This window comes from Streptomyces sp. NPDC002446, from assembly GCF_053595675.1.
This window is the reverse complement of the sequence record NZ_JBSFYC010000009.1, coordinates 60,999-78,267: the sequence shown is the minus strand read 5'-3', so window position 1 is coordinate 78,267 and position 17,269 is coordinate 60,999. Positions and strand designations below refer to the sequence as shown.

General features: G+C 74.0%; 4 protein-coding genes. All 4 read right to left on the bottom strand.

What is annotated here, in order from left to right:
- Window positions 1–19: 19 nt before the first annotated feature.
- From ACWD6P_RS07880 to ACWD6P_RS07865, 4 genes are read right to left on the bottom strand one after another with little or no spacing between them, the layout of a single operon-like run.
- Complete coding sequence (locus ACWD6P_RS07880; RefSeq protein WP_451443156.1) at window positions 20–5,728, bottom strand: SDR family NAD(P)-dependent oxidoreductase; 5,709 nt, start codon at window positions 5,726–5,728, stop codon at window positions 20–22.
- 5 nt (window positions 5,729–5,733) lie between these two features.
- Window positions 5,734–9,084, bottom strand: coding sequence for an amino acid adenylation domain-containing protein (locus ACWD6P_RS07875; protein WP_451443155.1), 3,351 nt, complete (start codon window positions 9,082–9,084; stop codon window positions 5,734–5,736).
- The gene (locus ACWD6P_RS07870) at window positions 9,077–12,505 is read right to left on the bottom strand and encodes a type I polyketide synthase (protein WP_451443154.1); all 3,429 of its coding nucleotides are present in this window, start codon (window positions 12,503–12,505) and stop codon (window positions 9,077–9,079) included. Before ACWD6P_RS07870 ends, ACWD6P_RS07875 begins: the two co-directional genes overlap by 8 nt.
- Window positions 12,502–17,268, bottom strand: coding sequence for a beta-ketoacyl synthase N-terminal-like domain-containing protein (locus ACWD6P_RS07865; protein WP_451443153.1), 4,767 nt, complete (start codon window positions 17,266–17,268; stop codon window positions 12,502–12,504). The genes ACWD6P_RS07870 and ACWD6P_RS07865 overlap by 4 nt, the downstream gene beginning before the upstream one ends.
- Window position 17,269 lies beyond the last annotated feature (1 nt).

Sequence of the window (17,269 nt, the reverse complement as noted above, 5' to 3'; positions counted from 1 at the left end):
CCCCGCGTCCCGCTCGGCGCTAGGACTCCTCGGCGAGCAGTTGCTGGAGTCGGGCCTCGATCTCCTCGTCCGAGAGGTTCGCCAGGTCCAGCTCCTCCAGGGAGTCGTCGACGTCCTCGGTCTCCTCGCGGCGGAGCGCCTGGATCACGTCGGCCTCGCCGCCCTGGCCCGCGCCGGCGGACAGCAGGGTGACGGTGTGGGCCACCGTGGGGTCGTTGAAGAAGTCCCGCAGGTCCAGCTCCACGCCGAACCGGCTGTGGACGCGGGTGCCGATCTGCACCGCGGCCAGCGAGTGCCCGCCGAGGGCGAAGAAGTCGTCGTTGACGCCGACCTCCTCGACGCCCAGGACCTCCCGCCATACCGCGGCGACCCCGAGCTCGGCCTCCGTGGCCGGCGCGACGTAGGGGGTGTCGAGGTCGGGGCGCGGGTGGGCGGCGGCCACCGGCGCCAGCTGCTCGACCTCCCGGGCCAGCAGCTCGGGCGTGATGGTCGCGGCCAGTTCGCGCAGTGCCCCGAAGTCCTTGGCGGACACCACGAGCTGGTGCGGCAGGACCGGCGCGGACAGTATGCGGGCGAACGCCTGCCGGCCCTCGCGCTCGCTCATGCCCTCGCTCAGCGTCCGCAGGACGCCGCCTTCCTCCTCGTCCGCGCCGCCCTGCTCGCCCGCGCTCTCCGCCTCGGCGACGACGTGCCGGATCTGCTCCAGCAGGGCGTCGACGTCGTTGATGCGCTTGATGGTGAAGTCGGTGATCTCGACGAGCAACAGGCCCTCGGGCGAGAGCAGTTCGATGTCGCAGGACATCGTCTCGCCCTCGCCGGAGTCCTTCATCTCCACCGCGCACAGCACCGTCGGTGTCAGCGGGTGGTGGACCTTCAGGGCGCGGTAGGTCAGCGGCAGGTAGTACAGGTGCTTGGCGTGGATGCGGAAGACACCGCCGGCCATGTCCAGCAGCGCCGGGTGGAGCGGGAACTCCTCGGTGTCGGCCCGGAACTCCTCGTCCAGCGCGAGGGTGGCCAGCATCCGGCGGCCGCCGGTGTGGACGGACTCCAGCAGCTGCCAGCGCGGGCCGAACCAGAACTCCAGCGGGCCCCTGCCCTTCTCGAAGGCGTCCACCCGCAGCCGCTTCTTGATCTCCTCGGCGCCGTCGAGGACCTCGGTGACCTCGCACCGCGCCAGCACCTCGTCCAGGTCGCGGACGGTGTCGGCGCCGCGCTCGGCGAACGTCGCGGTGCCCACGGCGTGGTCGCGCCAGGAAGCACCGCCCTCGGCGCGGCTGCGTACCGTGAACCGCAGCTGGTCGCCGTCCTCCTCCACCGTCAGGAACACGGTGCGCCGCTGCTCGTCCGGGACGATGACCGGCTGCATGAACAGCACGTCGTGCAACTGCACCGCGCGCCCGGCGGCCTGCTCGGCCAGCGCCGCGTGCACCAGGTCGAGATAGGCGGTGCCCGGCACCAGGCCGTGGCCCATCAGCCGGTGGTCGGAGACGACCCAGCTGTCCGCGGTGCTGAACGTCGCGCTGTAGGTGCGGGTGCCTGCGCCGGTCTCCAGCAGGCGCAGCAGCGGGTGGCCGGTCGGCTCCCCGGCGCCCTCGCCGCCGCCGATCTGCGCGACCAGGCCGTCGGCGGCCATGCCCACGCCGTTCCAGGTGCCCCAGTTGACGGCGGTCACCTGCGTGGCGCCGCGCCGGCTCTTCCACTCGGCGAAGGCGTCCAGGAAGGCGTTGGCCGCGGCGTAGTCGCTCTGGCCGGGCCCGCCCAGGACCGCGGTGACGGACGAGCACAGCAGGAAGAAGTCCAGCTCGTCGCCGCAGACCCGGTCCAGTACGAGGGTGCCGCGGGTCTTGGCCGCCAGCACCCCGTCCACGTCCTGGCGGGTCTTGCGGGCGATCATGCCGCTGGAGGGCAGCCCCGCCGCATGGATCACGCCGTGCAGGCCGCCGTGGTCCTTGCGCAGCCGTGCGACATGGGCCGCCATCTGCTCCGCGTCGGTCACATCGCCGGTCAGGACGGTGACCTGGGCGCCCAGGTCCTTCAGGGCGCGCAGGCGGTGGATACGGGCCGCGGTGGCGTCCTGCCCGCCGTCCCCGGCCAGGTGGGCGTCCCACTCCTGCTCGGCGGGGAACGGCGAGCGGCTCAGCAGCGCCAGGACGGGCGCCTGGACGCCGCCCGCGATGTCCTCGGCCAGCGCCAGCCCGACGCCGCCCAGGCCGCCGGTGATCAGGTAGACGCCGCCGTCGCGCAGCCGCGCGGGCGCGGCGCCGGTGTCCGGGCCGAGCGGGACGGCGTCGAAGCCGCGCGCCCACCAGTGCGCGCCGCGCAGCGCCAGGTCGCGGTCCGCGGTGGCGTGGGTGACGGCGGTGTGCACCGCGCGCACCGTCTGCTCCCGGGGAGCGGCGGGGTCGGCGCCGGTGATGTCCAGGGTGCGCACGGCGGTGTCCGACAGCTCCTGCGGGATGACGGTGGCCGCGCCGGTCAGTGTCGCGTTCTCCGGCCGCAGCCGCTCCTCGCCGGTCACCGACCGGACGCCTTCGCACAGCACGTCGATGCCGGCCGCCGCCGAGGGGCGTACGTCGTCCAGGGCCTGGGCCAGCGCGAGCAGGCTGTCGAAGCCGAGCCGCCGGGACTCGTCGAGACGGACCGAGTCCAGGGCTCCGTCCGGGGACGCGGACGGCTCACCGGCCAGGCTGAACAGATGCACGAAGCGCAGCGCCGAAGGGGCCCTGGAGTCAAGGGACTTGACCAGGTCGGCCAGGTGCTCGCGGTCGGCCGGGTCCAGTGCGTACGAGCCGTCGCCGCGCACCGTGAACGTCTCTGCGGCACCGACGCGGACCACCTCGCCGCCCCCGTCCTCCAGGCGCCGCGCCAGCGCGTCGCCCAGGCCGGGCCCGTCACCGAGGACGACCCACAGGGTGCCGTCCGCGGCGGCCGTGCCCGGTGCGCCCAGCGGGGGCAGCCGCTTCCAGCCGGGCGTGTAGAACCAGTCGTCGACCGGCGCCTGGGCCAGGGCGCGGGAGGCGGCGTCCGGGCGCGCGTCGGCGTCCGGCTCCACCCAGTACCGCTGCCGCTGGAAGGCGTACGCCGGCAGGTCCAGCACCCGGCGCCCGTCCTCGTCGTCGAGGACCGCGAAGTCCACCGGCACCCCCGCGCTCCACAGCGCGCCCAGGGACCGCAGCAGGTGGACACGGTCGTCCTGCCGGTCGTTGGGGTGCCGCAGGGAACCCACCGCGACCCGCTCCTGGCCCCAAGCGGTGTGCTGGCGGACGAAGTTGCCCAGCGTGTGCCCGGGGCCGACCTCCAGTGCCACCAGCGACGGGTCGGCGGCCAGCTCGGCCACCGAGTCGGCGAACCGCACCGGCTGCCGCAGGTGACGGCCCCAGTACTCGGGATCGGTGGCCTGCTCGTCGGTGATCCACGTGCCGGTCACGTTCGACAGGAAGGGGATCGAGGGGGCGCTCAGCGCGACCGTGCGCACCTCCTCGACCAGCGGGCCGACCGCGCCGTCCATGCTGGGGGAGTGGAAGGCGTGCGAGGTGTGCAGCCTGCGGCAGGACACACCTTCGTCCTTGAGCCGCCGCTCCAGGGCGTCGATGGCCTCGGACAGGCCCGAAACCACCGTCAGGGCCGAGGAGTTCACGGCCGCCAGCGTCACCTCGCCGCCCAGGTAGGCGGCGGCCTCGGACTCCGGCAGGAAGACCGTCAGCATCGACCCGCGCGGCATCTCCTGCACCAGGCGGCCGCGGGCCGCCACCAGGCGCACCGCGTCCTCCAGGGAGAACACCCCGGCCAGGCAGGCGGCGACGTACTCGCCGATGCTGTGCCCGGCCATCGCGCGCGGCCGCACGCCCCACGACAGCCACAGCTGCGCGAGCGCGTACTCGACCAGGAACAGCACCGGCTGGGTGATCCGCGTCTGCTCCAGCTTCGCCGCCGCGGCCTCGGCGGCCCCGGCCTCGTCGAGGTCCGCGAACAGCAGCGTGCGCAGGTCCTCGCCCAGGTGAGGGGTGAACAGCTCGGCGCAGTGGTCCAGTTCACGGGCGAACACCGGCTCGTGCGCGTACAGGTCCCGGGCCATGTTCACGTACTGGGCACCCTGGCCGGGGAAGAGGAACGCCACGTTCGCGCCGTTCTCGCGCGCCGCGACGGTGTCGGCGGCCCGCACGCCGCGCAGCGCCGCGACGGCCCCGGCGCGGTCGAGGGCGGCCACCGCCGTGCGGTGCCCGAAGGCGTGCCGGCGGTGGGCGAGGGTGTGGGAGACGTCGGCGAGCGAGACGTCCGGGTGCTGCTCCAGGTAGCCGGCCAGGCGCTCGGCGCCGTCGGCCACGGCCTGCCCGGTCTTCGCCGACAGCGGCAGCACCACCGGGCGGTCCGCGCCGTCGTGCGCGCCGCCGGAAGCCTTGCCGGGAGCCTCGTCGGGGGCTTCCTCAAGGACGACGTGCACATTGGTGCCGCCGATGCCGAACGAGCTGACCGCGGCCAGGCGCGGCTGCCCCTCCTGCCGCGGCCAGGGCCGCAGCTCGTCGTTGACGTAGAACGGGCTGGACTCCAGGCCCAGTTCGGGGTTGGGCGAGGCGAAGTGCAGGGTCGGCGGAATGGCCTGGTGCCGCAGCACGAGGACGGCCTTGATCAGGGAGGTGACGCCCGCCGCCGCGTCCAGGTGCCCGATGTTGCTCTTGACGGAACCGATGGCGCAGTAGCCGCTCGCGTCGGTCTGCTCGCGGTAGGCGCGGGTCAGCGCCGCGATCTCGATGGGGTCGCCCAGGCGGGTGCCGGTGCCGTGGGTCTCCACGTACCCGACGGTGGCCGGGTCCACGTCCGCGACCGCCAGTGCCTCGGTGATGACCTCGGCCTGGCCCTCCACACTGGGCGCGGTGTAACCGGCCTTCAGCGAGCCGTCGTTGTTGACGGCGGATCCGCGGATGACCGCGTCGATCCGGTCGCCGCCGGACCGGGCGTCCTCCAGGCGGCGCAGCACGACGAGGCCCGCGCCGTTGCCGGCCACCGTGCCGCCCGCCTCGGCGTCGAAGGGGCGGCAGTGCCCGTCCGGGGACAGGATGCCGCCGGTCTCGTAGGTGTGGCCGTTCTTCAGCGGCGAGCTGACGGCCACGCCGCCCGCGAGCGCGATGTCGCACTCGCCGTTGAGCAGGCTCTGCACGGCCAGGTGCACCGCCGTGAGCGACGTGGAGCACGCGGTCTGCACGGTGAGGGCCGGGCCCTTCAGGCCCAGCTTGTACGCCACCCGCGTGGACAGGAAGTCCTTGTCGCTGGCCAGCAGCGTCTGGTACATGCCCGCCGCGTCGAAGACCTTCTGATTGGCCATGACGTTGTGCAGCAGGTAGCTGTTGAGACCGGCACCGGCGAACACCCCGATCCGGCCGTCGAAGTCCTGCGGCACACAGCCCGCGTTCTCCAGCGCCTCCCACGCCAGCTCCAGGAACACCCGGTGCTGCGGGTCCATGATCTCCGCCTCGCGGGGGCTGTAGCCGAAGAACGACGCGTCGAAGCGGTCGGCGTCCTCCAGCTCGCCCTTGGCCTTGACGAAGGACTCCTGGCGCAGCGTCTCCTCGCTCACCCCCGACGCGCGCAGCTCGTCGTCGGAGAAGAAGCCGATGCCCTCACGCCCCTGCGTGAGGTTCTCCCAGAACGCGTCCACATCGGGCGCTCCGGGGAAACGCCCCGCCATGCCGACGATCGCCACGCGGTCGAGGTCTTCACGTATCTCGGACATCCGGATCACCTATCGCTGCTGTTGGAACGGGCTCGGCGGTCAGCCGCTTGCTGCCTGCGGGCGCGGGAGCGGCGCCGGTTCTCGGCGCGGTCCCGGGCACCGCTCGGGGTGGCCCCGGACGAGCCCTCGGGCCGGGTGAGGAACGCGGCCAGTGACGCCACCGTGGGGTGCTGGAACAGCTCGACCATCGACACCTGGTGTTCGGTCTCTCGGGTGAGCTGGGTACGCAGTTCGGCCATCAGCAGCGAGTGGCCGCCGAGGTCGAAGAAGTTGTCGTGCAGGCCGACCCGGTCCACGCCCAGGAGCTTGCGCCAGAGCGCGGCGAGCGTGGTCTGCAGGCCCTCGCCCGGCGCCACGTACCGCGTCGCCAGCTGCGGCCTGATGCTGGCGGGCTCGGGCAGGGCCTTGCGGTCGACCTTGCCGCTCGGGGAGAGCGGAAGGCTGTCGAGCACTTCGAAGGCGGCCGGGACCATGTAGTCGGGCAGCCGCTCTTTGAGGTGGCCGATCAGCTCCCCGCTCCCGGGTGCGCCCTCGCCGCGCGGCGTCACATACGCCACCAGCCGGACATCGCCCGCCTGCAGCTCGCGGGCCACCACCACCGCCTCGCGCACCAGCGCGTGGTCGGTCAGCGCGGCCTCGATCTCGCCCAGTTCGATACGGAACCCGCGCAGCTTGACCTGGTGGTCCAGCCGGCCCAGGAACTCGATGGCGCCGTCGTGCCGCACGCGCGCCAGGTCCCCGGTCCGGTACAGGCGCTCGCCCGGCGTCTCACCGGCGAAGGGGTTGTCGATGAACCGCTCGGCCGTCAGCTCGGGCCGGCCGAGGTAGCCGCGCGCCAAGTTGCGCCCGCCGATGTGCAGTTCGCCCGCGACGCCGGTCGGAACGGGCCGCAGATGGCGGTCCAGTACGTACAGCTGGGTGTTGGCGATGGGCGAGCCGATCGGTACCGGGCGCAGATCGCCGTCGGCCCGGCAGGCCCAGGACGTGACGTCGATGGCGGCCTCCGTCGGGCCGTACAGGTTGTGCAGCTCGGCGCCCGACCGGGCAAGGAAGCGGTCCTGCAGATCGCGGGGCAGCGCCTCGCCGCTGCAGATCACCCGGCGCAGGCTCACGCACTCCTCGACCCGCTCCTGGAGGAAGACCTGGAGCATGGACGGCACGAAGTGCACCGTGGTGATGTGCTCCTCGCGGATCGCCCGGGCGAGGTAGCCGCCGTCCTTGTGGCCCTCGGGCCGGGCGACGACCAGCGTCGCGCCCGCCATCAGCGGCCAGAAGAACTCCCACACCGACACGTCGAACGAGAACGGCGTCTTCTGCAGCACCCGGTCGCTCGCGTCCAGGCGGTAGGCGTCCTGCATCCACAGCAGCCGGTTGCGGATCGCGGCGTGCACGTTCATCACGCCCTTGGGCAGGCCCGTCGAACCGGAGGTGTAGATGACGTACGCCAGGTCCTCGCCGTCCACCGGCACATCCGGATCGTGGTCCGGCTCGGCGGCCAGCTCGTCCGCCAGCTCCTCCAGGCACAGCACCTCGGCCGTCGCGGCGGGCGGCAGGGTCTCCAGGACGCGGCGCTGGGTGAGCAGCACCGGCACCCGGGAGTCGCCGATCATGTGCTCCAGCCGGGAAGCCGGATACGTGGGGTCCAGCGGAACGTACGCGCCGCCCGCCTTGACCACCGCCAGCAGGGCCACCACCAGCTCCAGCGAGCGCTCCATGCTGACGCCCACCAGGACGTCGCGGCCCACACCCAGCCGGATCAGGCGGTGCGCGAGCTGGTTGGCGCGCCGGTTCAGCTCCGCGTAGCTCAGGCTGGTGCCCTCGAAGCGCAGCGCCTCGGCGTCGGGGTGCTCGCGGGCACGGGCCTCGAAGCACTGGTGGATCAGGCCGTCTTCCTCGGGCCAGGCGCGAGCGGTGTCGTTGGCACCGACCAGGACGCGGTGCCGCTCGGCGGCGTCGAGCAGCTCCAGTTCGTCCACGGCCCGCCGCGGGTCGGCCACCGCCTCCTCGATCAGGTGCCTGAAGTGCCCGGCCAGGCGCGCGACGGTGGCCTCCTCGAACAGGTCACGGTCGTACTCGAACCAGCCGCTGAGCGCACCGTCGTCGTCGAACGCCTGCAGTTCCAGGTCGAACCGGGCGCCCTCGCTCCTGACGAGCAGCCGGCGCAGCTCGGCGCCGCCCATGGCCAGCGTGGGCACCGGCTCCCGGCCGTAGGAGAAGCTGACCTGGCACACCGGGGGGCGGCTCAGGTCACGGGTCGTCTTCAGATCCGTCACCAGCAGCTCGAACGGCACCTCCTGGTGCTCGTACGCACCCAGGCACGCGTCCCGCACCTGCTCCAGCACCTGGACGAAGCCGGCCTCGCCGTCCAGCCGGGTGCGCAGGGGCAGGGTGTTGACGAAGTAGCCGATCAGCGACTCGATCTCGGCGCGGCCGCGGACGGCCGTCGGCACCGCCACCACCACGTCGTCCTGGTTGCTGTAGCGGTGCAGCAGCACCGTGAAGGCCGCGAGCAGCGCCATGTACGGGGTCGCGCCGTGCCGTCCTGCCAGTGCGCCCAGCTCGTCCATCAGCTCCTTGGGGAGGCGGACGGGCAGCGTCGCGCCGTTGAAGCCCTGGACGGCCGGGCGGGGCTTGTCGGTCGGCAGCTCCAGCGCCGCCGGAGCTCCCGCCAGGTGCTCGCGCCAGTACGCCAGGTCGCCCTCCCAGCGGCCCTTGGCGAGCTGATGTTGCTGCCAGGTGGCGAAGTCGCCGTACTGGACGGGCAGTTCGGGCAGCGGCGAGGGCAGGCCGGACAGCTTAGCCTCGTACAGCGCGGACAGCTCGGTCAGCAGGATGCCCACCGACCAGCGGTCCGAGATGAGGTGGTGCAGCGCCATCACCAGGACGTACTCGTCGTCGCCGGTGCGCAGCAGCGACATCCGCAGCAGCGGGCCCGCCTGGAGGTCGAACGGCTCGCCCAGCGCCTCGGCGGCGATCCGCGACTCCAACTCCTCCTCGGTCAGCCCCAGTTGGCGCAGGTCGGTCTCGGGCGGCGCGACGGACAGGTGGTCGCTGACGACCTGGGTGGGCTTGCCGTCGCGCAGCTGGAAGGTGGTGCGCAGCGCCTCGTGCCGCCGCACGATCTCGTCCAGGGCGGCGGACAGCACCTTCGTGTCCAGCGGGCCCCGGATGCGGACTGCGCTGGGCACGACGTAGGCGGGGTTGTCGGGCCGCAGCTGCTCCAGGAACCACATGCCCTGCTGGAGCACCGCGATGGGGAACGTGCTCTCGGCCTGCCCGCTCTCCGCCAGCATCTTCTCCAGCAGCGCGCGCTTGTGCGGGGAGAGCGCGGCCAGCCGCTCGTCCAGGTCAGTCATCGCTCCCCTCCGATCCCGCCGGGGTGCCCACCGGCTCCTCGGGCAGCTCCTCCAGCTTCGCCAGCAGCTCGGCCGTCAGGTCCTGGGAGCGAGCGGCCCGCCGGATGGGCTGGTCCTCGTCGGCCGCGCCGCCGCCGGCCCGGCCGTCGGCCCCGGTCAGCTGGCCGGTGATCTGCTCGGACAGCGTGCGGACGGTCGCGCCGCGCAGGAAGCTCGCGATGGCGATCGAGACGCCCAGCCGGCCCTGGATCGCGTTGCGCAGCTCCACGGCCATCAAGGAGTCCAGGCCGAGCGAGGACAGCGGCTCGTCCATGCCCACCGTGGACGTGGACTTCGAGCCGAGCGCCGCCTGCACGCTCTGCACCAGCTGCGTCATCAGCGCCTCGGGGCGCTCGGCGGCCGGCAGCCGCAGCAGCTCCTCGGCGGTGGGCAGCTTGCCGGCGAGCGAGCGGCCCCCGGAGGCGCCGGAGCGGGTCCGGGACGAGGCGCGCGGCGCGGCGGCCCGGCCTGCCGCCGACCGGCCCGCACCCGAACGGCCCGGTGCCGTACGGCGGTTGCCAGCCCGGCCCGAGGACTCCCCGGAGGGGGCCGGAGCCCGCCGCGCCGCGGCCGGCGCGCCCGCCTGGCGGCCCCAGTCGAAGGGGCCCTCGGCCGCACCGCTCGGCTCGTGCCACACCCGCGTCGCATCGAACGGGTAGTGCGGCAGCTCCACCCTGGAACGCGGGTAGTCGCGGTCGAAGCCGTGCCAGTCGAGGGCCGCGCCGCGTACGTACAGCTCGCTGACGCTGCCGAGGATCACCTCCCAGTCGTCCAGCTTCGGCCGCAGGCTCGGCAGCATCAGCACCTCGTCGTCGCCCGCCAGGATCTCTCCGGTCAGCCCCAGCAGGATCGGGGCCGGGCCCACCTCCAGGAAGGTGCGGTAGCCCATCTCGTGCAGGGTGCGGACGCTGTCGGCGAACAGCACCGGCTGACGGGCGTGCTGCAGCCAGTACTCCACGTCCGGCGCCTTGTCCCACGGCCACAGCCGGCCGGTCAGGTTGGCGACCAGCGGAATCCGCGGCGGGGCGAACTCGACCTTCTCCAGCGCCCGGCGCAGCGGCTCCAGGACCGGCTCGACCAGCGGCGAGTGCGAGGACGTGGAGATCCGCAGCTGCTTGGCGTCCACGCCGCGCGCCGTGAAGGTCTCGCAGACCGCCGCCACGATCTCCCGCTCGCCCGAAATCGCGGTGTTCGCGGGCCCGTTGACGGCCGCGACGGAGATCTGCGACTCCTCGTAAGCGGACAGCACCTCGGCGACGTCGGACGCCGGGGCGAACACCGCGGCCATCGAACCGCTCTCGGCGAGCTGCTGCAGCAGCCGCCCGCGCTCGGCGGCCAGCCGCAGGCCGTCCTCCAGCGGCATCGCGCCCGCGAAGCAGGCCGCGGCGTACTCGCCGAGGCTGTGGCCGACCACCGCGGCCGGCTCCACGCCCCAGGAGCGCCACAGCTCGGCCAGCGCGTACTCCACGGCGAACAGCGCGGGCTGCGCGTACTCCATGTCGTTGATCAGCGCGATGGCCGCCGGGTCCTCGGGGTCCTCGGGGTACAGCGCGGTCAGCAGCGGGGTGTCCAGCACCGGGCGCAGGATCTCGTCGCAGCGCTCCAGGGTCCTGCGGAACGCCGGCTGGGTACGGAACAGCTCGCGGGCCATGCCCACCCGCTGCGGACCCTGCCCGGTGAACAGGAAGACCACATCGCTCGCGCCGGTGGCGTTGGCCTCACCCAGCAGCAGCCCCTCGGTCTCGTCGCCGCGCACGAAGTCGCCCAGCAGACCGGCGAGTTCACCCGAGGACGAGCCCACGGCCGCCAGCCGGTGCGCGAAGTGGGCGCGCCCGGTGTTCCCCGCGAAGCACACATCGGCGAACTCCGACTCCTCGGCGGAGGCCAGCCGGTCCTGGTAGCGGCGCGCCAGCTTGAGCAGCGACTTCTCGCTCTTGGCGGACAGCGTCAGCACCGAGCGCGGGCGGTTGTCCGCACCCGAGGGCGCGACGCGGTCCGGGGCCTGCTCGACGATCACATGCGCGTTGGTGCCGCTGAACCCGAAGCTGCTCACGGCCGCCAGTCGGCGGCCCTCCTGCTGCGGCCACTCGGTCAGCCGGGTCGGCACGGTGAACGTGGTGCCGTCCAGGGTGATGTGCGGATTGAGCGTGTCGAAGTGCAGATTCGCCGGGACCGCGCCGCGATCCACGCACAGCGCGGCCTTGATCAGACCGGCCACGCCCGACGCCGCCTCCAGGTGCCCGATGTTCGTCTTGGCCGCGCCCAGATAGACCGGCGCGCCCTCCTCGTGGCCGTAGACCTCCGCCAGCGCCTCCACCTCGATGGGGTCGCCGAGCTTGGTGCCGGTGCCGTGCGTCTCCACGTAGCCGACCTGGTGCGGGTCGACACCGGCGGCCGCGACGGCCCGCTCCAGCACCGCGCGCTGCGCCGCGCCGTTGGGCGCGGTCAGGCCCGAGCTGCGCCCGTCCTGGTTGATGGCCGAGCCGCGCAGCACCGCCAGGACGCGGTCCTGGTCGCGCAGCGCGTCCGACAGCCGCTTGAGGACGACGATGCCGCAGCCCTCGCTGCGCACGAACCCGTCCGCCGACGCGTCGAACGCCTTGCAGCGCCCGTCCACGGACAGCATGTCGGGGAACTGCGAGAAGGAGATGGCCAGCTGGGGCGAGAGCACGGCGTTGACGCCGCCGCCCAGCGCCAGATCGCACTCGCCCAGCCGCAGGCTCTGGCACGCCTGGTGGACGGCCACCAGCGACGAGGAGCAGGCGGTGTCCACCGCCACGCTCGGGCCGCGCAGATCCAGCAGGTAGGACACCCGGCCGGTGGCGATGGAGTGCGCGGTACCGGTGCTGGCGTGCGCGGCGATGTCGACGGGGTGCTGGAAGATCTCGCTCGCGTAGTCGTTGGACGCCAGGCCCAGGAACACGCCGGTCTGGCTGCCCGCGAGCGAGGTCGGCGGCACGCCCGCGTGCTCCAGCGCCTGCCAGGCCACTTCGAGGATCAGCCGCTGCTGCGGGTCCATGGAGACCGCCTCGCGGCGCGAGATGCCGAAGAAGTCGTGGTCGAAGCGGTCGATGTGGTCGACGAAGCCGCCCCACCGGGTGTTGATCTTCCCGGGGCTGCGCAGCTCCTCGGTGTAGAACTCCGCCAGGTCCCAGCGGTCCGCGGGGACTTCGGTGATGGCGTCGGTGCCGCTGGTCAGCAGCTCCCAGTACGAGTCGGGGTCGGTGACCCCGCCGGGGAACCGGCAGCCCACCCCCACGATGGCGATCGGCTCGGTCCTGGCGCGCTCGTAGTCGTCGATCCGGCGCTGCAGCCGCTCCATCGTCAGGTAGGCGCGCTTCATCGCCGTCGCCGACGTCTGCTTGTCTTCCCGCGTGGTCATCCTTGGCGTCCTTCGTCGAGCTGCTCTGTCTTGGCAAGCAGGAGTGCTTCGATCTCGCTGTCGGACAGCTCGTCGAGCTCCGGTTCCTCGTCGTCCCGGTCCGCGACGAGGGGCTGGGTGGGGGGTGCGGGGCGCCGCGCCCCGGGTGCCGGGCCGGTGCCGGGCCCGTCTGCGGGCGGGCTCGCGGGCCCGGCCTCCAGGGCGATGTCCATCCGCTCGGCGAGGAACGGCACCAGCGCGTCGAGGGTGGGGTAGCGCCAGCCGACCGTGGCCGGGAGCTTGATGCCCATCGAGGCCTCCATACGGCTACGGAGTTCGAGCGTCCGCATCGAGTCGAAGCCCATGCTCGCCAGCGGTGCCGCCGGATCCAGGGCACCGGCGTCGGCGCGCAGCACGCGGGCCGCCAGCTCCCGGCAGTGGCGCACCAGCGCGTTACGGCGCCGGCGGCCGGGTTCGAGGGCCAGCAGCTCACCGCGGATCGCTTCGCCGCCGTCACCCTCGGCCCCCACCGCGCCCGGCGCCGCGGCACCGATCGCGGCCACGGCGGCCGGGTCCGGCTCCAGCACGCGGACCGCCGCCGACGGGGCGCCCAGCAGGCGTCCCAGCGAGGCCAGGGCGCCCGCGTCGACGCTCAGCGCCGGCAGGCCGCGCCAACGGCGGTGCAGCGCCAGGGAGTCCAGCAGCGCCCCGGCCCCGATGCCGTCCGCGCGCCCGGCGTCCTCCTGCCCGCCGTCCTCGCCGTGCCCGCCGTCCACGCCCTGCCCGGCGGCGTCGCCCGCCGAGACGAGGACGAAGAGGTCCAACTCCCGCTCCAGGGTGGCGCGGTGCAGGTTCCAGGCGCCCGCCGCCCGCCCGCCGTCCGCGTACACGACGCCCGCCAGCGGCGGCATCGACTCCCCGATACGGGCCACGGCCGCGGCCACCGCGTCGTACCCGGACGGGTCCGCCGCCAGCAGCTCCGCCTCGACGTGCCGCGACCGCAGCTCCGCCAGCGCCTCGGCCGCCTCGCCGGAGCCCCACTCGCCGCCCAGCAGCGCCAGATGGCGCGCACCGGCCTCGGCCAGCTGACGGGCGGCCGCCAGATGTGCCCCGTCCGCCGCGCCCGCCACGAGGTACGTCGCCCCGGAGCGGACCGGTCCCGGTCCCGAGGGCACCGCCACCGCCTCGTCCCCGCGCGGGGTGAGCACGAGCTTGCCGGTGTGCTGTGCCTGCGCCATCCGCGCGAACGCGGCCGGGGCCTCGGCGTACGGGAACGACTTCACCGGCAGGGCCTCGAACTGCCCGCTCTTGAAGCCGCCCGCCACCTCCTCGAACAGCTCCGCGACGATCCGCGGCCGCTCCCAGAGCGTCTTCTCCAGGTCCACGGCGAACAGCGACCGGTTGTCCTTGAAGAAGCCCAGGCCGATGGGGTTGTCGTCGTAGATGTCGCGTTTGCCGATCTCCACGAACCGGCCGCCCGGCGCGAGCAGCCCCAGGCTGCGCACCAGCGCCTCGCCGGTCACCGAGTTGAGCACCACATCGACGCCGTAGCCGCCGGTGAGCTCCCCGATCCGGTCGGCGAAGGCGAGCGAGCGGGAGTCCATCACATGGTCCGCCGGCAGGCCCAGTTCGCGCAGCAGCCGCCGCTTGTCCTCGGTGCCGGCCGTCGCGAAGACCTCCGCGCCGCACCGCCGCGCCACCATCAGCGCCGCCAGCCCCACCCCGCCGGTCGCGGAGTGGATCAGCACCTTCTCGCCCCGCCGCAGCCGGGCCAGGTACTCCAGGCCGTAGACGGCGGTGAGGAAGGCGACGGGGGTGGCCGCGGCCTGCTCGTCGGTCAGCGCCTCGGGCCGGGGGGCGACCAGGTGGGCCTCGGTGGTGGCGTACGCGGCGAGCCCGGAGGTCACCACCGCCATCACCGGATCGCCCACGCGGTGCCCCTCGACGCCCTCGCCGACCGCGCTGATCCGCCCCGCGCACTCGATGCCCAGCGGCACGGTGCCGCTCGCGCCGGGGTAGGCGTCCATCGCCTTCAGGACGTCGCTGAAGTTCAGCGCGGCCGCGCCGACCTCGATCTCGACCTGACCGGGGCCCGGCGGGGTACGCCGCCACAGCGTCGGCTCCAGGCTGGTCAGGATGCCGGGCCGGGCCGCCAGGACCCGCAGGTTCTCGTCCTTTGCGGCGTCGAACGGACGCCGGTGCCAGGCAGGGCCGGTCCCCTGCGACGTGCCGTGCGCGACGAGCGCGGGCACCTGGCGGGACGTGCCGCGCAGCGCGAGCCGCTCCGGGCCGCCCGTGCGCAGCAGCTCGTCCAGCAGCCGCGCGGCCTCGCCGTCGGCGGGCGCGGGGTCCAGGTCGATCAGCGCGGGGCGCGCGGCACCGGGCCGGGCCGCCCGCTGCCCGGCGAGGCCCCACAGGGGCGCCTGGGCGAGGGCATTGGGGGAGTCCCCGCTGGTCACGGGCTGGGCGCCGCGGGTCAGCAGCGTCAGCCGGGGCGCGCCGCCCAGGTCCCGCTGTGCCAGCTCCTGGACGAGATGGCGGGCCGAGACACGGCCCGCCTCGCGGGAGTGCCACGCCGGGGGCTGACCGGTGCCGTCCGCGGCGCCGTCGTCGGGCGCGGGGGAGTCCAGGCTCCAGGCGTGCACGACCCCGGCGCAGGGCCCGGGCCGGTCGGCGCGCAGCGCGTCGAGGAGGGCGGTCAGGTCGGCCTGCCGCAGCGGGTCGATCTCGTAGCGGGAGTCGGACAGCCGCTGGAACCCCCGGCCCGCCGTGACCGTGACGCTGCTGCCGGAGCGGTGGGCGATCTGCTCGGCCAGCTCCTCGGCCAGGCCGGTGCGGTCGGCGAACAGCAGCCACCACCCGGCGTCCGCCGCCGCGCGCGGGGCGCCGCCGTCGGGCGCCTCGCGCCAGGTCACCTCGTGGAGGGCCCTGGTCCCTTCGGTCTCCTCGACGGCAGGCGAAGGGGCAGCGTCGGCGGCGGGCTCCGGCGCGGCCTCGGCGGGCGCGGCCAGGGCGGGCACCGCCCCCGTCGCCGCCCCCGCACGGGCCGCGGACCCGGGCGCATAGCGCTGCCGCTGCCACGGATAGGACGGCAGGTCGAGAACAGCGCGCGGGAGTTCACCGAACCCGGCGCCGGGCTCGGCGTCACCGTCCCGCTCGCGCAGCGCGACCGCGTCCGCGGCCCTGCCCTCGGCCAGGGCCGCCAGCGCCGTCAGCGCCGACTCCCGGTCGGCGGCGGTGACGGCGGCGAGCCACTTGTGCCGGGCGCGCCCGGTGGTGACCGTGTACGCGAACGCCGGGTAGTCGGCGTCGGACAGCCCGGCGAGCCGTCCGCGCAGCCGACCGGCCAGCTCCCGCACCGCCTCGGGCGACTTGGCCGACAGCTCGAAGCCCGCCACCGGCGCGGCCCCGCCGTCCGCCGCCGGCGCGCCCTCCTCGGCCGGGCCGAGGAGCAGATGGGCGTTGGTGCCGCCCATGCTGAACGCGCTGACCGCCACATGACGGCCACCCGTCCCCTGCGGCCACGGCGTCAGCTCGGTGGGCAGGGTGACGCCCGTACCGTCGAGGTCGATGAGCGGGTTGAGGGTGGAGAAGTGCGCCAGCGGCGGCACCGCGCGGTGCCGCAGGCAGGCGAGCGCCTTGAGCAGGGCGGCGATTCCGGCGGCCGACTCGGTGTGTCCCAGGTTCGCCTTGACGGAGCCGACCGGCAGCCGGGCGCCGCCGTTCTTGCGGCCGAGCACGGAGACAATGGCCTCCATCTCGATGGTGTCGCCCAGCGACGTCCCGGTGCCGTGCGCCTCCACCAGACCGATGTCGGCCGGGGTGAGGCCCGCGTCCGACAGGGCCGACTCCATGAGGCCGATCAGCGAGAGCACGTTGGGAGCGGTGAACCCGGTGGACCGGCCGTACTGGTTGACCGCCGAGCCCTTGAGCACGCCCAGCACGCGGTCCCCGTCGCGCTGGGCGTCCGCCAGCCGCTTGAGGACGATGACGCCGCAGCCCTCGCCGCGCGGGAAGCCGTTGGCGCGGGCGTCGAACGACTTGCACTTGGCGTCCGGGGCCAGCGACCCCAACGCGTCCAGCTGCTTGGTCATATGGGGCGACAGCGCCAGGTTCACGCCGCCCGCCAGCGCCACATCGCACTCCTTGCGGCTGAGCGCCTGCCGGGCGAGGTGGACCGAGACCAGCGAGGAGGAGCAGGCGGTGTCCACCGCGATCGCGGGCCCGCCCAGCCCCAGCTCGTAGGCGAGCCGCCCGGCCGCGAAGTAGTGCCCGTTGCCCGTCGTCCAGTGGCGGTCGGGGTCGCCGTCCAGCCAGTGCCACCAGTCGTGGTTCATGATGCCGACGAACAGGCCGGTGCGGGCGCCGTCGAGGCGGTCGGCGGGCAGCGCCGCGTTCTCCAGCGCCTCCCAGGCGACCTCCAGCAGCAGCCGGTGCTGCGGGTCCAGGGCGCTGGCCTCCGCCTCTCCCATGCCGAAGAACGAGGCGTCGAAGTCCAGGACCTCGTCGAGGAACCCACCGCGGTGCGGCAGCCGGTCCCACTCCTCGGCGAACGGCCCCTTGCGCTCCTGGGGCAGCGGCCGCACCAGATCGCGGCCCTCGGACAGCGCCTGCCAGTAGGAGTCGAGGTCGTCGATGCCGCCGGGGAACCGCAGACCGGTGCCGACGATGGCGAGCGGCTGGCTGCCGCCGGCCTCGTCCAGCTGGGCCCGCAGCTTCTTGACCGTGTCCAGCGCCCTGCTCAGCGGGGTCGGGGCGGCCGTGGTGTCGTGCTTGGCTTCCATG

Coding starts and splice junctions, on each gene's coding strand:
- ACWD6P_RS07865 (WP_451443153.1), bottom strand. CDS start 17,268: ATGGAAGCCAAGCACGACACCACGGCCGCCCCGACCCCGCTGAGCAGG.
- ACWD6P_RS07880 (WP_451443156.1), bottom strand. CDS start 5,728: ATGTCCGAGATACGTGAAGACCTCGACCGCGTGGCGATCGTCGGCATG.
- ACWD6P_RS07875 (WP_451443155.1), bottom strand. CDS start 9,084: ATGACTGACCTGGACGAGCGGCTGGCCGCGCTCTCCCCGCACAAGCGC.
- ACWD6P_RS07870 (WP_451443154.1), bottom strand. CDS start 12,505: ATGACCACGCGGGAAGACAAGCAGACGTCGGCGACGGCGATGAAGCGC.